Annotated in this window: 17 protein-coding genes; 9 read left to right on the top strand and 8 right to left on the bottom strand. The window is 62.5% G+C overall.

The window, feature by feature from the left end:
- Positions 1 to 127 precede the first annotated feature (127 nt).
- Entirely contained in the window at positions 128 to 457 is a 330-nt protein-coding gene (locus tag C0V73_RS08175; RefSeq protein WP_102019477.1) for a hypothetical protein, read from the top strand.
- Between the two features lie 3 nt (positions 458 to 460).
- Here the strand turns inward: C0V73_RS08175 and C0V73_RS08170 are convergent, their stop codons facing one another.
- From C0V73_RS08170 to C0V73_RS08150, 5 genes are all read right to left on the bottom strand, one after another.
- Positions 461 to 802, bottom strand: coding sequence for a YkgJ family cysteine cluster protein (locus C0V73_RS08170; protein ID WP_102019476.1), 342 nt, complete (start codon positions 800 to 802; stop codon positions 461 to 463).
- Positions 803 to 806: 4 nt separating this feature from the next.
- A complete protein-coding gene (locus C0V73_RS08165) occupies positions 807 to 1,991 on the bottom strand; it encodes an MFS transporter (protein WP_102019475.1) in 1,185 nt (394 codons plus the stop codon).
- 99 nt (positions 1,992 to 2,090) lie between these two features.
- Positions 2,091 to 4,010, bottom strand: a complete 1,920-nt coding sequence (gene dxs / locus C0V73_RS08160; RefSeq protein ID WP_102019474.1) for a 1-deoxy-D-xylulose-5-phosphate synthase — start codon at positions 4,008 to 4,010, stop codon at positions 2,091 to 2,093.
- A 90-nt stretch (positions 4,011 to 4,100) separates the two neighbouring features.
- Positions 4,101 to 5,027 carry a pirin family protein gene (locus tag C0V73_RS08155; protein WP_102019473.1) on the bottom strand — a complete coding sequence of 309 codons (927 nt, stop codon included), beginning with the start codon at positions 5,025 to 5,027 and terminating at the stop codon, positions 4,101 to 4,103.
- Between the two features lie 117 nt (positions 5,028 to 5,144).
- Entirely contained in the window at positions 5,145 to 5,615 is a 471-nt protein-coding gene (locus tag C0V73_RS08150; RefSeq protein ID WP_102019653.1) for an Lrp/AsnC family transcriptional regulator, read from the bottom strand.
- Positions 5,616 to 5,797: 182 nt separating this feature from the next.
- On the opposite strand from C0V73_RS08150, the gene C0V73_RS08145 reads away from it, so the two are divergent.
- The 7 genes from C0V73_RS08145 (at position 5,798) to C0V73_RS08115 (ending at position 12,302) form a co-directional block, all read left to right on the top strand.
- Positions 5,798 to 6,592 carry an ATP-binding cassette domain-containing protein gene (locus C0V73_RS08145; protein ID WP_102019652.1) on the top strand — a complete coding sequence of 265 codons (795 nt, stop codon included), beginning with the start codon at positions 5,798 to 5,800 and terminating at the stop codon, positions 6,590 to 6,592.
- Positions 6,593 to 6,632: 40 nt separating this feature from the next.
- Positions 6,633 to 7,403, top strand: a complete 771-nt coding sequence (locus C0V73_RS08140) for a transporter substrate-binding domain-containing protein (RefSeq protein WP_102019472.1) — start codon at positions 6,633 to 6,635, stop codon at positions 7,401 to 7,403.
- 21 nt (positions 7,404 to 7,424) lie between these two features.
- Positions 7,425 to 8,150: an ABC transporter permease gene (locus C0V73_RS08135; protein ID WP_172450101.1), complete on the top strand. Its 726-nt coding sequence runs from the start codon at positions 7,425 to 7,427 to the stop codon at positions 8,148 to 8,150.
- A gap of 13 nt (positions 8,151 to 8,163) precedes the next feature.
- A complete protein-coding gene (locus C0V73_RS08130; RefSeq protein ID WP_102019470.1) occupies positions 8,164 to 8,853 on the top strand; it encodes an ABC transporter permease in 690 nt (229 codons plus the stop codon).
- A gap of 22 nt (positions 8,854 to 8,875) precedes the next feature.
- Complete coding sequence (locus C0V73_RS08125) at positions 8,876 to 10,108, top strand: aminotransferase class I/II-fold pyridoxal phosphate-dependent enzyme (protein ID WP_102019469.1); 1,233 nt, start codon at positions 8,876 to 8,878, stop codon at positions 10,106 to 10,108.
- A gap of 23 nt (positions 10,109 to 10,131) precedes the next feature.
- Positions 10,132 to 11,043: a homocysteine S-methyltransferase family protein gene (locus C0V73_RS08120; protein ID WP_102019468.1), complete on the top strand. Its 912-nt coding sequence runs from the start codon at positions 10,132 to 10,134 to the stop codon at positions 11,041 to 11,043.
- Between the two features lie 263 nt (positions 11,044 to 11,306).
- Entirely contained in the window at positions 11,307 to 12,302 is a 996-nt protein-coding gene (locus tag C0V73_RS08115) for a TerC family protein (RefSeq protein WP_102019467.1), read from the top strand.
- A 104-nt stretch (positions 12,303 to 12,406) separates the two neighbouring features.
- Here the strand turns inward: C0V73_RS08115 and C0V73_RS08110 are convergent, their stop codons facing one another.
- Complete coding sequence (locus tag C0V73_RS08110; RefSeq protein WP_102019466.1) at positions 12,407 to 12,661, bottom strand: exodeoxyribonuclease VII small subunit; 255 nt, start codon at positions 12,659 to 12,661, stop codon at positions 12,407 to 12,409.
- Between the two features lie 2 nt (positions 12,662 to 12,663).
- On the bottom strand, positions 12,664 to 13,599 hold the full coding sequence (locus C0V73_RS08105; RefSeq protein ID WP_102019465.1) for a histone deacetylase family protein: 936 nt from the start codon (positions 13,597 to 13,599) through the stop codon (positions 12,664 to 12,666).
- Between the two features lie 181 nt (positions 13,600 to 13,780).
- Between C0V73_RS08105 and C0V73_RS08100 the strand changes: the two genes are divergently transcribed.
- Positions 13,781 to 14,182: a thioesterase family protein gene (locus C0V73_RS08100; RefSeq protein WP_102019464.1), complete on the top strand. Its 402-nt coding sequence runs from the start codon at positions 13,781 to 13,783 to the stop codon at positions 14,180 to 14,182.
- Positions 14,183 to 14,218: 36 nt separating this feature from the next.
- Here the strand turns inward: C0V73_RS08100 and C0V73_RS08095 are convergent, their stop codons facing one another.
- Entirely contained in the window at positions 14,219 to 15,943 is a 1,725-nt protein-coding gene (locus tag C0V73_RS08095; RefSeq protein WP_102019463.1) for a PAS domain-containing methyl-accepting chemotaxis protein, read from the bottom strand.
- Positions 15,944 to 16,232: the final 289 nt, after the last annotated feature.

Genomic DNA, 16,232 nt, shown 5'->3' with positions numbered 1-16,232 from the left:
CTCAGGCAACCTTCGCTCTTCCAAAATCCGGCCTTCAAGCGAAAGAAATGTCTTCCGTTTTTGGACTTGCGCGACTTGGCGTTCCGGCCGACGCTCCGCGCCACGATGCACCCAACCGAGGTACCCCATGTTCCGTTCCCGCCCGCTTCTCGCCGCTACAGCACTTGCCCTGATCAGCCTTTCCTCACCGGCGCTCGCCTCGTCGGGCGATGCCTGGGAAGCGTTTGCCAAGGATGTTGCGGCCAAATGCACTGCGCTTGCCGAGGGGCGGATCGAACAGCCGAAGGTGGTGGTCGATCCGTTCGGGACGGAGAGCTATGGCGTCGCGATCCTGACGGGGAAGGCCGTCGGGGCGGATGCGGTCGTCAGCTCGATCTGTGTCTATGACAAGAAGAACCAGAGAGCGGAAATCGGTGGCGAACTACCGGCCGACCAGGTGACGATTACCGTCCCTTAAACCTCAGGCCTCGTAGACCTCGGGCTCCGGCAGGCCTTCGATCGGAAAGCCGAACTCGGCGCGGGCGATCTTGCATTGCTCGTCGCCGGGCATGCAGGTGCGGCAGACATGCGGGCGCACGAGATAGACGGCGCAGCCGACATGTTTGCCGACCTCGCCGGTCAGTGCTGCACAGCGTCCATTCTCGAACTTCATGCCGCTCTCGTCCTTGGCGATCATCGCTTCGGGAATGGCGGCGATCTCCTCGTCGCTTTCCAGCGAGAAGCGCGGCCAGTCTGCGGAATAGGCACAGCAGGCGCCACAGGCCTGGCAGTCGAAGATCTCGGGCGGAGAGGTTTCGAGCATGGGTTCAGCGCCTCGCGGCGCGGACGCGCATGAGATTGAGGGCGAAGAAGCCGGTGAAGACCAGCATCAAGAGACCGACGAAGACCGGGCCGGCATCGATGGAGACGAGATCCATGGTGAGGCCCGTGGTGCCGGAACCGGCCGCACTGCCGATCGCGTAGGCCAGCGCAAAGACTGCGCTGCCGGAGACGAGAAGACCGCCTCGGAAGCGTTCTCCGAGCAGCGTCAGTGCTGCGGTGTAGAGCGAGAAGCTGGCTGCACCGAGGATCGAGATGGTGATCAGCAGGGCTGCCTGGGACGTCATGAAGGGCAGAAGAAGGAAGGCGACGGCGGCGATGGCTGAACCGGAGACGGCGATGACGGGCCGCGACAGTCGATCCAGCAACCAGCCGACAAAGGGCTGGGCAAGAGCCGTGGGCAGGGCCACCATGGTGACGACGAAGGCCGCGAAATTCTGGCTGTAGCCGCGCTCGACGAAATAGAGCGGGATCATCGAGATCGCCGCGATATCCGAAAAGCCGAAGGCGACGACCATCAGGGTGAGGACCGGCGCCATTTTGACGAAAGTGAGGAGCCCGCCGGCTTCCGAGGCTTCCGGCTTGGTCTTGGCATAGCGGCCGAGCATGACCGAGGCGAAGGCGACGAGTGCCACATAAGCTGCCGTGAGCGCAAAGGCGAAGCCATCCTCGATGCCAACAAGTGGAATGGCGAGCGGACCTGCTGCAAAGCCTGCACACATGCCGGCGCTATAGGCCCCCGACACGCGGCCACGCAGGCGATCCGGACAGGCGGTGTTCAGCCAGGCTTCGGAGACCGTGTAGATGATGCTGGTGCAGAAGCCGAGCAGGAAGCGGGCGGCGAACCAGATCCAGAGTTGGTCGAAAGCCGAGAAGGTCGCAAGACAGACGGAGACGCCGAGCAGCGAGGCGACGATCAGCCTGTCGCCGCGCATCCTCTGCGTCAGCGTCCCGATCATCAGCGTCGACGAGGCGAGGCCGAGCGCGAAGACCGAGGCGTTCAAGCCCGCCATGCTGGAGGAGACACCCCGGCTTTCGAGGATCAGCGCGATCAGCGGATAGGTGAGCCCCTGCCCCACCGCAAAGGCGGTGACACCGAGGATGACGACCGCAATCGCCGCCCAATCGGGCGCGCAGTCGGGTGCGATATCCGTGGTGTGTGCCGTGTGCATGGAGCCTCCGAGGCGCGCTTCAACGCCCGTCGATTGAAGGCCCGGTCTAGCGGGGCGTTTGGGGGAAGTCCAGAGAGGGATGGGCTAGGGTGCTTACCCTCACCCCGCCGCAATCACACCCGGCACGTCCTGGCCCAGCGCCGCAAACACCGTCTTCAGGATGCCTGCGGAATCCAGGCCTGCCTTGGCATACATGGTTTCGGGCTTGGCCTGGTCCATCCAGACATCGGGCAGCACCAGCGAGCGGACTTTGAGGCCGTTGTCGAGCAGGCCCTCGTTGACGAGGAAATGCATGACATGGCTGCCAAAGCCGCCGACGGCGCCTTCTTCGACTGTCACGACCACCTGGTGGTGGCGGGCGAGCTGGCGGATCAGGTCGTGGTCGAGGGGCTTGGCGAAGCGGGCGTCAGCGACGGTGGTCGAGAGGCCGGCAGCGTCGAGGTCTTCGGCGGCGAGCAGACAGTCGGCGAGGCGCGTGCCGAACGACAGAAGCGCCACCTTGGAGCCCTGCTTGACGATGCGGCCCTTGCCGATTTCGAGGATATCACCGCGCTCCGGCATGGGAACGCCCACACCTTCGCCGCGCGGATAGCGGAAGGAGATCGGGCCTTCGTCATAGGCCGCTGCGGTGCGGACCATGTGCTTCAGCTCTGCCTCGTCGGCAGCGGCCATGACCACGAAGCCCGGAAGTGCTGCAAGGAAGCCAGTATCGAAAGAGCCGGCATGGGTCGGGCCGTCGGCGCCGACGAAACCGGCGCGGTCGATGGGGAAGCGGACCGGCAGGCCCTGGATGCCGACGTCATGGACGACCTGGTCGTAGCCACGCTGCAGGAAGGTGGAGTAAAGCGCGCAGAAGGGCTTGAAGCCTTCGGCAGCAAGACCAGCGGCAAAGGTCACCGCATGCTGTTCGGCAATGCCGACATCGAAGGTGCGCTCGGGGAAGAGCGACTGCAGCTTGTCGAGGCCGGTGCCCGAGGGCATGGCGGCTGTAATGCCGACGATCTTGTCGTCATGGCGGGCTTCCTCGACCAGCGCATCGGCGAAGACGGCGGTATAGGCCGGCGCATTCGGCTTGGCCTTGGCCTGCGTCCCGGTGATGACGTCGAACTTGTTGACGCCGTGATACTTGTCGGCAGCGGCTTCGGCGGGCGCATAACCCTTGCCCTTCTGGGTCACGACATGGATCAGCACGGGGCCCTTGGCATTGTCGCGGACATTGCGCAGCACGGGCAGAAGGTGGTCGAAGGAATGACCGTCGATCGGGCCGATATGGTAGAAACCGAGTTCCTCGAACATGGTGCCGCCGGTGACATACCCACGGGCGTGTTCGACGGCGCGGGTGATCGCGCGGTCGACGGTCTTGCCGAGATAGGCGGTCAGTTTCTTGCCGAACTCGCGGAAGCCCATATAGCTGCGGCCGGAGGCGAGGCGCGCGAGATAGGCACTCATCGCGCCCGTCGGCGGGGCGATCGACATATCGTTGTCGTTGAGGATGACGATCAGTCGGGCGTCAAGGGCGCCTGCGTTGTTCAGTGCCTCATAGGCCATGCCGGCCGACATGGCGCCGTCGCCGATGACGGCGATCACCTTGCGGTCGGTCTTCGACAGCTCGGCGGCGACTGCCATGCCGAGGCCAGCGGAAATCGATGTCGAGGAATGGGCAGCACCAAAGGGATCGTATTCGCTCTCGGCGCGCTTGGTGAAGCCGGAGAGGCCGTCTTCCTGGCGCAGGGTGCGGATCCGCTCCCGGCGGCCGGTCAGGATCTTGTGCGGATAGCACTGGTGTCCGACGTCGAAGATCAGCCGATCATCCGGCGTCTCGAAGACCTTGTGGATTGCGATCGTCAGCTCCACGACGCCGAGGCCTGCCCCCAGATGACCACCCGTTTTCGACACGGCATCGATCATCTCGTCGCGCACTTCGCGCGCCAGCTGCGGCAGATCGCGGTCCTCGATGGCCTTGAGATCTCTCGGGAACTCGACCTTGTCCAGCAGCGGCGTATCGGGCATGGATGTCACGGGGCTCTTGCCTCTTCAACTCGTTTGGGTGCGCGATAGCATCCCAAGACGAACTGGGCAAATATCCGACACCACGCTGTTATATAGACGTCAACGGCCCTCCGGCAAAGGCACGAACTCCTCTTCGTCCCCCGGAACGATGTCGAATCGGCCAGTTCTCCACTCCTCCTTGGCCTGTTCGATGCGCTCCTTGGACGAGGAAACGAAGTTCCACCAGATATGTTTCTGCGTGCCGAGTGCAGCACCGCCGAACAACATGACGTGACAACCGGTCGCGCCGCCGATGAGCGTAATCTCGTCGCCGGGGCGGAAGACGAGAAGCTGGTCGGGGGCGAAGCGGTCTCCGGCGATCTCGATTTCGCCTGAGAGGATGTAGAGGGCGCGCTCTTCCTGGGTGGCGTCGAAGGGGAAGCGGGCACCGGCCTCAAGGGTCAGATCGACATAGAGCGTTTCGGAGAAGGTCTTCACCGGCGAGCGTAAGCCGCCCATGGATCCAATGACAACGCGACCCGAGGCGCCGCGATCGGCAAAGGTCGGAAGCTCGCGCTTGGCCGTATGGGCAAACGCCGGTTCGATTTCTTCCAGCTGGTCGGGCAGCGCGATCCAGGTCTGCAGGCCGGACATTGAGAGCGGATGACCGCGCAGGTTCTCCGGCGTGCGCTCCGAATGCACGATGCCGCGCCCTGCCGTCATCAGGTTGATGTCGCCGGGGGCGATGACCAGCTCGGTGCCGAGGCTGTCGCGATGCTTGATCTCGCCGTCGAAGAGATAGGTGACGGTGGAGAGGCCGATATGCGGATGCGGCCGCACATCCATGGCCTCGTCCGCCTTCAGGATCGCCGGCCCCATGCGGTCGAAAAAGATGAAGGGGCCGACGAGGCGGCGGCGGACCGAGGGCAGCGCGCGGCGAACGGAAAAGCCGCCGATGTCGCTGGAGCGGGGGATGATCAGATGTTCGATGGCGTCGCAGGCAAAGGCGTCACCTGGGACGGGATCGTTTCCGGGAAAGAAGGACATGGGAAACCTCTTCGTTCAATCCGGTGAAGACTAACAGGTCTCGATGAGGATCATAGAACGGATCGACTGCGCGCGCGGTGACGCATCGTTCAGTATTCGTCGGACCGGAGGAGACGGCTATTCCTTGACCGGAATGTGGAGACCCACCTTCACGTCGCGCAGGACAACATTGGTGTGCATGCGGCGGATCTGCGGGTTCTCGGCCATCAGCTGGGCGCTGATGTCATCATAGTGCTCGACGTCGCGGGCGGTGATGATGGCGACGAGATCGACCTGGCCGGTGACGTAGTAGACCTGCTGGACATGTTCCTGCTTGTCGGCCCAGGCGCGGAAGCGCGTGAGCGCATCATAGTTGTCACGCTCGATTTCCATGCCCGTGATAAAGGTCATCGGAAAGCTCGTCGCCTTGCGGTTCACCACCGCGATCTCGGCGGTGATGATGCCCTCGTCGCGCAGACGGCGCAGGCGGCGCTGCACAGCCGAGGGGGACAGGCCCACCTTGTCGGCAATCGCTTCCGCCTTCAGCTGGCAGTCCCGCTGCACCACTTCGAGGATGCTTCGGTCGAATTGATCGAGCTTGTCCGGCATGCGTTCTCCCTCCTCGCGCACCGCATTTTTCGCTGCATAACCGATTGCGACGGATTGCGCCATCTTTCCGCAGCATCCAACGCATTCATGCAGGATTTTCCCGCCACACGCCGGAAATGCGCTCGAAATCCGCAGCTTCAGCCTCCTATGGTCTCGGAATTGCCAAACTACCTGGGATCAAGATGACAGGAACTGCCCCGGCCGCGCTCGACGTGCACGACATCCACAAGAGTTTCGCCGGCATTGAGGTTCTGAAGGGCATCTCGGCCAAGGCCAATCGTGGCGACGTCATTTCGATCATCGGCTCGTCCGGATCCGGCAAGAGCACGTTCCTGCGCTGCATCAACCTCTTGGAAGCCCCAGACCGCGGCCGCATCATTATCGGTGGTGAGGAGCTGAAGCTCCGCCCTTCCCGCAAGGGCAGCCTGGAGGCCGCCGACCGCAAGCAGTTGGAGCGGTTACGCACCGGGCTTGGCATGGTCTTCCAGAGCTTCAATCTCTGGGCCCATCGCACGGTACTCGAAAACGTCATCGAGGCCCCCGTTCACGTTCTGAAAATGCCGCGTCGGGAGGCGATCGAGAAGGCCGAAGCACTGCTCGCCAAGGTCGGGCTCTACGACAAGCGCGATGCCTATCCGGCCTTTCTCTCCGGCGGCCAGCAGCAGAGGGCCGCAATTGCCCGCGCGCTTTGCGTCGATCCGGCCGTGATGCTGTTCGACGAACCGACGTCGGCGCTCGATCCGGAACTCGTCGGCGAAGTGCTGAAGGTCATCCGGGATCTGGCCGAAGAGGGCCGCACCATGCTGCTCGTCACGCATGAGATGAGCTTTGCCCGCGAGGTCTCCAGCCATGTGATGTTCCTCGACAAGGGGCGCGTCGAGGAAGAGGGATCGCCGGACCAGATCTTCGGCGACCCGAAAAGCGCCCGTTGCCGCGAATTCACCCGCAGCCTTGGTGGGCGCGGGTCCACTGCCTGAACACCCATTTCAACCTTCAATCCAATCGGGGAAAACGACGATGAAACTGATCTCCCTTCTTCTCGCCGGTGCCGCCTTCGCCGCAACCGCCGTCACCGCCCAGGCTGAAGTCCGCTTCGGCATCATGAACGAGGCCTATCCGCCCTTCTTCGCCAAGGATGCCTCCGGCACCTGGAAGGGCTGGGAAATCGATTTGATGAACGCCGTTTGCGCGGAAATGAAGGAGACCTGCTCGGTCGTCGACGTTTCCTGGGACGGCCTGATCCCGGCGCTGCAGACGAAGAAGTTCGACGTCATCTGGTCGTCGATGTCGATCACCGAGGAGCGGTTGAAGACCATCGACTTTACCGACAAATACTACAACACGCCGAGCAAGCTGATCGGACCGAAGGATGCGACGCCGGGTGCTACGCCTGAGGCGGTCGACGGCAAGACGATCGGCATCCAGGTCTCGACGGTTCAGTCGGCCTATTATGCGAAGCACTTCGCCGACAAGGCCGAGGAGCAGACCTATGCCACCCTGGACGAAGCCTTCCAGGATCTTTCCGCCGGCCGCATTGACTATGTCTTCGGCGATGCCATCCCACTTGCCGATTTCCTCAAGACCGATTTCGGCAAGGATTGCTGCGCCGACATGGGCGACGTGGCGGCTGATCCGTCCGTTCTCGGCACCGGCATCGGCGGTGGCTTGCGCAAGGAAGACACCGAACTCAAGGCCAAGCTGAATGCGGCGATCGCCGCCGTCCGCGCCTCCGGCAAGTATGACGAGATCACGAAGGCTTACTTCACCTTCGACGTCTACGGTCAGTAATCGGCAGGGATTGCGGACGAGATGGCGACAGGGTCGATGACGGCATGGCAATTGCTGGCGCTTCAGCCTCCGGGCTGGGGCGGCGCGCTGTTGACCGGTGCTGCGACGACCGTTGCCATTTCGGCCTGCGCCTTCTCCATCGGGCTGGTCATTGGTCTCTTCGGAGCGATCGGCAAGCTTTCCGACAATCGCCCGGTGGGACTGCTCCTCAAAGGCTATACCTCCGTCATCAGGGCGGTTCCGGAACTGATCCTGATCGTCGGGCTCTATTATGCCGGCACCGATGGCCTCAACCGACTGCTGATGGCCTCCGGGTTGCCGCCGGTCGAGGTCAATGGTTTCGTGGCAGCCGTCGCCGTGCTTGGCTTCGTGCAGGGCGCCTATATGACCGAGGTTCTGCGCGGCGCGATCCTTGCGATCCCGACAGGACAGCTCGAGGCGGCGCGGGCCTTCGGCATGTCGCCATTGCTTCGCTTTCGTCGCGTGACGTTGCCGGCACTGCTTCCCAACGCTCTGCCCGGCATGGCCAATCTCTGGATGTCGGTCACCAAGGACAGCGCGCTCGTCGCCGTGGTCGGCTATCAGGAGCTGGCACTGACGACGCGGCTCGCCGGCGCCAATACCAAGGAGTATTTCCTCTTTTTCCTGGCGGCGGCCGTTCTCTATCTGGTCATCACCCTTCTCTCCAACCTCGTCTTCCATGGCATCGAGCGCCGCGTGCGCCGGGGCCAGCGGCCGGCGCATTGAGGGAGGGACACAGATGAATTTCGAGTGGATCGCGAAATATTGGCCGCTTCTGATCGAGGGCGCCTTCCAGACGGTAGCGCTGCTGGTCATCTCGGTCGGCTTCGGTTTCGTGCTGGCGGTGGGGCTCGCCTTTGCCAGGGTCAGCGGCGGGCCAATCGCCCGCAATCTCGCACTCGGTTATTCGACCGTGTTTCGCGGCACGCCGCTGCTCATCCAGCTCTGGCTTCTCTACTACGGCGTTGGTTCGCTGCTGCCGATGGTGCCGGGACTTCGCCAGAGCTTCCTCTGGCCGATCCTGCGCGAGGGCTTCTTCTTCGCCGCCCTCTCCTTCACGCTGAACTTCGCCGCCTATCAGTCGGAAGTGCTGCGCGGTGCGCTCTTGTCCGTGCCGAAGGGGGAGCTGGAAGCGGGACGCTCGCTCGGCATGAGCCCCTTCATGCTGATCAGACGCATCTGGCTGCCCCGGGCGATCCGCACGGCGCTGCCGACGATTGCCGGAGAGATCGTGCTGCAGCTGAAAGCCACACCGCTCGCCTTCACCGTGACCGTGATGGATCTCTACGCGGTCGCCTTCAAGGTTCGCCAGGACACGCTTCTCGTCTACGAGCCGCTGCTTGTGGTCACCCTCTTCTATGTCGCGCTGACTGCGCTCATCACCCGCGCCTTCGGGGTGGTCGAGGCGCAGGTGCCGATCCGCCGCTGAGGCGGCTTGAAAGTGAAATGCCATGACGAAAACCTTCGTGACCCATCCCCTGCCCGCGTCTGCCGGGCCTGAAACGCGGGCCCTCGATTCTGGCCTGGTGATCGATCCCGCGACCGGGGCGATCGCGCCCAATGTCTCGATGTCGGTCAACAATGTGCTGATGCCGGGCGATGGCGCATTCTCCGCCGATGGCGTCGCTGACCTCGCCGATCTGCCCTATCTCTATGCCCGCTGGACAAACCCCACCGTGCGGCAGCTGGAACAGCGGCTGGCGGGCCTCGAAGGTGCCGAGGATGCGCTGGCAACAGCCACCGGCATGGCAGCGATTGCCGGCACGCTGTTCACCTTCCTCAAGGCGGGCGACCACCTTGTCGTCTCGGATGTCTGTTATGCGGGCGCCGTCGAACTGACGCAAAGGGTGTTGCCGGATTTCAGCATCGAGGTGACACCGGTCAACATGGCGCGGCTCGATCTCGTTGAGGCAGCGATGCGACCGAACACGCGGCTCGTCCATTGCGAGAGCCCCGTCAATCCAATCCTGCGCATCGTCGATCTCGAAGCGCTGGCGGCGATTGCCCATAGACACGGGGCGCTGATCTCGGTCGATTCAACCTTTGCCACGCCGGTTGCCACACGGCCGCTCACGCTCGGCGTCGATCTCGTCATCCATTCGCTGACCAAGTTCATCAATGGCCATGGCGACGTGCTGGGCGGGGCCGTGATCGGGCGGAAGGAACTGATCGCCCGTATCAGGGGCCGCGCCGGTGTCTATCTCGGGGCATCACTCTCGGCCCAATCGGCCTGGCTGATCATGCGCGGGATCGATACGCTTTATCCACGCCTGCGCATGGCGTCAGACCGCGCCCTTGCCGTCGCCAGTTTCCTGGAAGGCCATCCGGAGGTCGAGCGTGTGATCTATCCGGGTCTCGCCTCCCACCCGCAGCATGATCTCGCGAAACGCCAGATGGATGTCTTCGGCGGCATGATCGCATTTCGCACGCGCAACCCGAAGGCCGCCGCCGAGCGGCTCGCGACAAGGCTGCGTGTTGCCCACTATGCCTTCTCGCTCGGTCACCAGCGCAGCCTCGTCGTGCTACTCGATACCGAGGAGATGATGACCTCGACCTTCCGCCTCACGGGCGACGCCCTCACCGACTACCGCGCCTATGCCGGCGACGGGCTATTCCGCCTGTCGATCGGCCTCGAGACACCAGCAGATATCATTGCCGATCTCGACCAGGCGCTCACCCCATGACCGCATCCGACGGAGACTTAGCCATGACAGACACCATGATCCTCGACGGCGGCATGAGCCGCGAACTTTTGCGGCTTGGGGCGGAGCTGAAGCAGCCGGAATGGTCGGCGCTGGCCCTGATGAACAGTCCTGACATCGTGCGCCAGGTGCATGAGGAGTTCATCGCGGCCGGTGCCGATGTCGTCACCACCAACTCCTATGCGCTGGTGCCCTTCCATATCGGCGAAGAGCGGTTCCGCAAGGATGGCCCGGCCCTGATCGCGCTGTCGGGTGAACTGGCAAGGGAGGCGGCAGACGGGGCTTGCCGCAAGGTGGTGGTCGCCGGATCCCTGCCGCCGATCTTCGGCTCCTATGAGCCGGAGAATTTCGACCCCTCGACGGTGCAGGACTATCTGAAGGTTCTCGTCGAAAATCTCAGCCCCCATGTGGATGTCTGGCTCGGGGAAACACTCAGCCTGATTGCCGAGGGCGAGGCCGTGCGCAAGGCGATCCAGGCCCAGCCGAAGCCGTTCTGGATCTCCTTTACGCTGGCCGACGATGCCGCCCAGATCGCCGGGGGCGAGCCGAAGCTGCGCTCGGGAGAGACCGTGCGGGCGGCTGCCGAATGGGCGGCAGGCTCGGGCGCTTCGGCGCTGCTCTTCAACTGTGCCAAACCCGAAGTGATGAAAAAGGCCGTGGAGACGGCAGCCGCCGTCTTCGCCGAAAAGGGCGTGAAGCTGAAGATCGGCGTCTATGCCAATGCCTTCGAGACCGAAACCGACGACAAGGCCGCGAACGAAGGGCTGCACGATACCCGCGGTGATCTGACCGGCGACGTCTATTCCCGTTTCGCCTGCGACTGGGCGGAAGCGGGCGCGACCATGATCGGCGGCTGCTGCGGGATCGGGGCTGAGCATATCCACCGGGTGGCGGGGGCGCTTCGAGCCCGGGCGTGATCGGCGGTGGCGGCGCCTAAGCCGCCACCCGAGCAAATGACCAATTGTGTCATTCCTGTGTTTTTTTCTCGTCGGCGGTCTTGAACTCCGGATGACAGGCCCCATTTGAGCATTTGCGGACCGGGCCCCTCTGACGACGGATTACCCTCGTGATGTCGGACCGCATCGAGCACGCTCGATGCCATGCCCGGACCGGACCTCTCTTCAGCGAGACCGTGCGCGCGTTGCATCGAGCACCGGTCAATGCAACAGAGGTCACACAATTGGAACTCCTGCTCATTCTGTTTCTCGGCAAGCCACTCTGGATGTGGTTGCTGTTCATTCTCCTCGTCGTGGCACTTCTTGCCTTCGACCTTGGCGTCCTCAACAAGAAGGACCATGAAATCGGCATCGCCGAAAGTTTGAAGCTTTCGGCCATGTACATCACGCTGGGCGTTCTCTTCTCCGGCTTCATCTACTGGCAGATGGATACGACCGCCACCGCGCAGTATCTGACCGCCTTCGTGGTTGAGAAGACGCTGGCGATGGACAATATCTTCGTCATTGCGCTGATCTTCAGCTTCTTCGCCATCCCGCGCGAATATCAGCACCGCGTGCTGTTCTGGGGCATTCTCGGGGTCATCGTGCTGCGCGGCATCATGATCGGGCTCGGTGCGACGATCGTCGACCAGTATCACTGGGTTCTCTACTTCTTCGCCGGCTTCCTGATCCTGACGGGCGTCAAGATGCTGTTTGTCGCCGACAAGGAGCACAAGATCGAGGACAATGCCCTGATCCGCTTCCTCAAGCGCCGGATGAACGTGACGGAGGAAATCCACGGCCACGCCTTCATCGTCAAGAAGCCGGATCCGGTCACGGGCAAGATCAAGCGTTTCGCCACGCCGCTCCTGCTGGCGCTCGTCATGATCGAGATCGCGGACCTGGTGTTCGCCGTCGACTCCGTGCCGGCCGTCTTCACGATCACGACCGATCCGTACATCGTCTACACGTCGAACATCTTCGCGATCCTCGGTCTGCGCGCCCTCTACTTCGCGCTGGATGCCATCCTGCACCGCTTCGCCTATCTGAAGTATGCCCTGTCGGTGCTGCTGATGTTCATCGGCTCGAAGATCTTCATCGCCTGGGGCATGGGCTGGGAGAAGTTCCCGCCGGAGTGGTCGCTCGGCATCACCTTCCTCATCCTCGGCGTGGGCGTCGGATACTCGCTGTGGAAGACCAGCGGCCCCAAGGCCGTGGAAGCGAAGAACCCGGCCGAGTAAGCTCGGATCTCAGTACCCGAAAACGACAAATGGCCCCGAAAGGGGCCATTCTGCTGTGTGCGGCTTTGTGTTTGGTGATCGGCTACGAGATAGCCGCGCTTAGATCACGCGCCGTCGAGGGGCTCGCTACCGGTCGGCTTGCCGGCGCGGTCGAGGCGGATCTTCTCGATGCGGTTTTCGGCAGCGGAGAGCAGTTGCTCGCAATGCTTCTTCAGCAGCTCGCCGCGCTCGTAGATGGCGATGGATTCGTCGAGCGCCACGTCACCGCGTTCCAGCCGCGCCACGATGCTTTCGAGCTCGGCCACGGCCTTTTCGAAGGAAATGCCGGTGAGATCGGCGGGAACAGTGGCGTCGGACATACTCAACCCTTCATCAGTCTTAAGATGTGCAGGCCTGCCGATTCGGCGAGGCCTTCGAGATCATAGCCGCCTTCGAGCAGGCTGACGACCCGGTTATGGGCGAAACGGTCGGCGACTTCCAGCAGCCTGCCAGTCGCCCAGTCGAAATCCTCGCCCACCAGATTGATCTGGGCGAGCGGATCGCGGTGATGCGCGTCGAAGCCGGCGGAGATCAGGATGAAGTCGGGCGAGAAGTCGTTGAGCGCGGGAAGCACGCGGCTCTTGAAGGCTTCACGGAAATGATCCGAGCCGACATTGGGCGATAGCGGCGCATTGACGATGTTGCGATGCGTGCCGGTCTCGTCCTTTGCGCCACTGTAGGGATAGAGCGGCATCTGGTGGGTCGAGCAGAAGAGCACCGAGGGATCGTCCCAGAAGATGTCCTGGGTGCCATTGCCGTGGTGCACGTCCCAATCGACGATCGCGACGCGCTCGACACCATAGGTCTTCTGCACATGGCGGGCAGCGATCGCCACTGTGTTGAATAGGCAGAAGCCCATGGCCTTCGACTTTTCCGCATGGTGGCCCGGCGGACGGCCCGCGACGAAGGCGTTGTCGGCCTTGCCGGTCATCACGTCATCGACGGCGGCCATCGCGCCACCGATTGCGGTCAGCGCCACCTGCAGGCTCTTCTGCGAGGCGTAGGTATCGGCCTCGAGCTGGTTGATGCGATCCTCTTCCTCGGGGATCTGGCGCATCACCGCGAAGAGATGCTCCTCGGGATGGGCGAGGGTCACCGCATCTTCGTTCGCCTGAACAGCATTGATGCGCTCGAGACGGGCGAAGTTCGGATGCTCCAGCGCGATGTTGAGCGAACGCAAGCGATCGGCGCGCTCTGGATGGCCCTCGGGCGTGTTGTGCTCGAGGAAGATCGGGTTCTCGTAGAGACGGGTGGCCATGGGGCATCCTTCCTGGGTCGGGGGCAACATAATGCGCTCGGCCGTCATCTTCCACCTCGCATCCCGGTTTTACCCAACCCACTGCGGCGTCACGCCAGCACCGGGCGGCGGCACAGACCTTGTGAAGGCGACGGTGATGCCGTTAGATGCCGCTAACACTTGGATAAGATTGGGGGAGCGCATGGACGAGATGGAACGGGTGGAGGTGAGCGCATTGGTCGTCGCCTATCGCGACATCGGTCCGACGGGCGAGATGCGCGCTTCGGCCTATGTTGAGCATGCCGAGGAAGCTGTGCGGCATTTCTGGCGTTATCGCCCGCCGCTGGAAAACGAGCCACTTTACAGCACCGCCAAGTTCGAGGTCCGCCTGCACCAGCCGCTGCGGGTCGAGGATGCCGTGCGAATGATCGTCCAAGTCGACAAGATCGGCGGCAAATCCGTCGGCTTCGAGGTGGCGATGGAAAAGGACGGGCAGACGGTGGCCGAGATCGACGTCACCTGGACCGCGCGGGACGCAGATAGCGGCGAGCCAGTCGCGCTGCCCGAAGACATACGCGACTGGCTCTATCGCTACGTTCCCTAAGAATCGTCCACTTGCTGCGGAGCAGGTCGAGTTTGGTCAGGCCGCGATGGTCTGGCGGCCGCGCATATGTGCCCCTGCACCTGCGGCCGGCGAGCCAGGCTCGCGTCGGGCTGTGCGACGGTTGAGCTTGAAGATGTCGACCAGCGTCTTCATCTTGACGGCCCCGAGCGCCATGATGTCACTGGCCGTCGAGATGCTGGATACCAAACCGGCATTCTGCTGGGTCGCCTGGTCGAGCTGATTGACCGCGTTGTTGATCTCGCTGAGGCTCGAGGCCTGTTCATTGGCTCCGGTCGCGATGGCATCGACATTGACGTTGATCTCATTGACGAACCTTTCGATCCGCTCAAGAGACGAGCCCGTGGCATTGACCAGGCGCACGCCTTCGGCGACCTCGTTCGTCGAGTTGAGGATGAGGGCGGAGATCTCCCGTGCGGCGGCAGCAGAACGCTGGGCCAGTTCGCGGACCTCCTGCGCCACGACTGCAAATCCCTTGCCGGCGTCACCTGCACGCGCTGCCTCGACACCTGCATTCAGCGCCAGGAGATTGGTCTGGAAGGCAATCTGGTCGATGACGTCGATGATGCTGCCGATCTCTTTCGAGGCGTTTTCGATGCGCCCGATCGCCTCGACCGTGGAGCGTACGACTTCGACAGACTGACCGGTCGCTGTGCGGGCCTCCTTCACGATGTCACGGGTATCGCGGGCCCGAACCGACGCCTCCTTGACTGTAGCGGTGATTTGTTCAAGCGCGGCGGAGGCCTGTTCGAGGGCTGCAGCCGGCTGTTCGGTGCGACGGCCTAGGGCTTCGGCATCGTCCTTCAGGCTCTGGCTGTTTTCGGTCAGGGCTCCTGTCTCGCCGAGCACGCTTTCGAGGGTCTTTTGGAATTCCGCGATTGCGGTGTTGAAGTCGGTGCGCAGGCGTTCGAATTCTGGGATGAAGGGATCGTCGATCGTAACGCGGATATTGCATTCGGACAGTCGGGCAAGACCTGCGGCAATGGCATCCACCGCCCGCACACGCCCCGTAACGTCGATTGCAAACTTCACCACCTTGAAGACCCGGCCATCCTCGTCGAAGATCGGGTTGTAGGAGGCCTGGATGTAGATCTTGCTGCCATCCTTGCGGATGCGGGTGAATTCGCTCGACTTGAATTCGCCCGCCCGCAGATCCTTCCAGAAGGACTGGTATTCAGCGGATCGGGCGTATTCGCCATCGCAGAACATCGAATGATGCTTGCCGACCACCTCTTCCAGCTTGTAGCCGACGGCCGTGAGGAAATTCTGGTTGGCGGTGAGGATGTGGCCGTCCGGGGTAAACTCGATCGTTGCCTGGGCGCGCGAAATCGCGTCGAGCTTGCCGCCGTTTTCCAGTTCAGCCAGTTTGCGTTCGGTGATGTCTGTCGCGAACTTGATGACCTTGTAGGGCTTTCCGCCGCGCATGATCGGATTGTAGGAGGCCTCAATCCAAATTTCGCGGCCTCCCTTGCCGTAGCGCTTATACTGCGCGCTGAAGAATTCTCCTCGGCCAAGGCGTGTCCAGAAATCGCGATACTCCGCTGACTGCGCGTAATGCTTGCCAACAAACATGCTGTGATGCTTGCCGACGATCTCGTTCAAGGAATAGCCAACCGCGCCGCAGAAGTTCTCGTTCGCTGAGAGAATGGTACCATTGATTTCGAACTCGATGACGGCCTGGGATCTGTCGAGGGCATTGAGAACAGCCCGGGGTTCATTTCTGAAAAAAGTCATGAGAGACATGGTTGCACCTATCGATTCTGATGTACCTATAGTTTATTTCCTCTCGTCTATATAAATAGTTACTAAAATTCACGAGATCGTGCCTGAATTGAACATTCCTGGTGAGAATTGGGTGTGAAACCGTGCTGCAGGCGCGGACGATGAATAGCCCAGCAGGAAGGAAAGCGTCTCGGACTTGGGCTGACGGCGCGGGGCGACCAAAACTCCTCTCCAGTGCTTCCGAAGAGACAGAATTGATGGCGGTCCAACTGCGAATAAGGGGGAAAAAAACGAAGCCCCCCGGGCCCGA

It is taken from the genome of Rhizobium sp. TH135 (genome assembly GCF_002855515.1).
Classification (GTDB): Bacteria; Pseudomonadota; Alphaproteobacteria; order Rhizobiales; family Rhizobiaceae; genus Allorhizobium.
Note: the sequence above shows the minus strand (reverse complement) of the source record. Positions and strands in the feature narration are given on the sequence as shown.

Coding starts and splice junctions, on each gene's coding strand:
- C0V73_RS08100 (WP_102019464.1), top strand. CDS start 13,781: ATGGACGAGATGGAACGGGTGGAGGTGAGCGCATTGGTCGTCGCCTAT.
- C0V73_RS08095 (WP_102019463.1), bottom strand. CDS start 15,943: ATGTCTCTCATGACTTTTTTCAGAAATGAACCCCGGGCTGTTCTCAAT.
- C0V73_RS08120 (WP_102019468.1), top strand. CDS start 10,132: ATGACAGACACCATGATCCTCGACGGCGGCATGAGCCGCGAACTTTTG.
- C0V73_RS08170 (WP_102019476.1), bottom strand. CDS start 802: ATGCTCGAAACCTCTCCGCCCGAGATCTTCGACTGCCAGGCCTGTGGC.
- C0V73_RS08135 (WP_172450101.1), top strand. CDS start 7,425: ATGGCGACAGGGTCGATGACGGCATGGCAATTGCTGGCGCTTCAGCCT.
- C0V73_RS08140 (WP_102019472.1), top strand. CDS start 6,633: ATGAAACTGATCTCCCTTCTTCTCGCCGGTGCCGCCTTCGCCGCAACC.
- C0V73_RS08150 (WP_102019653.1), bottom strand. CDS start 5,615: ATGCCGGACAAGCTCGATCAATTCGACCGAAGCATCCTCGAAGTGGTG.
- C0V73_RS08105 (WP_102019465.1), bottom strand. CDS start 13,599: ATGGCCACCCGTCTCTACGAGAACCCGATCTTCCTCGAGCACAACACG.
- C0V73_RS08155 (WP_102019473.1), bottom strand. CDS start 5,027: ATGTCCTTCTTTCCCGGAAACGATCCCGTCCCAGGTGACGCCTTTGCC.
- C0V73_RS08145 (WP_102019652.1), top strand. CDS start 5,798: ATGACAGGAACTGCCCCGGCCGCGCTCGACGTGCACGACATCCACAAG.
- C0V73_RS08125 (WP_102019469.1), top strand. CDS start 8,876: ATGACGAAAACCTTCGTGACCCATCCCCTGCCCGCGTCTGCCGGGCCT.
- C0V73_RS08165 (WP_102019475.1), bottom strand. CDS start 1,991: ATGCACACGGCACACACCACGGATATCGCACCCGACTGCGCGCCCGAT.
- C0V73_RS08130 (WP_102019470.1), top strand. CDS start 8,164: ATGAATTTCGAGTGGATCGCGAAATATTGGCCGCTTCTGATCGAGGGC.
- C0V73_RS08110 (WP_102019466.1), bottom strand. CDS start 12,661: ATGTCCGACGCCACTGTTCCCGCCGATCTCACCGGCATTTCCTTCGAA.
- C0V73_RS08175 (WP_102019477.1), top strand. CDS start 128: ATGTTCCGTTCCCGCCCGCTTCTCGCCGCTACAGCACTTGCCCTGATC.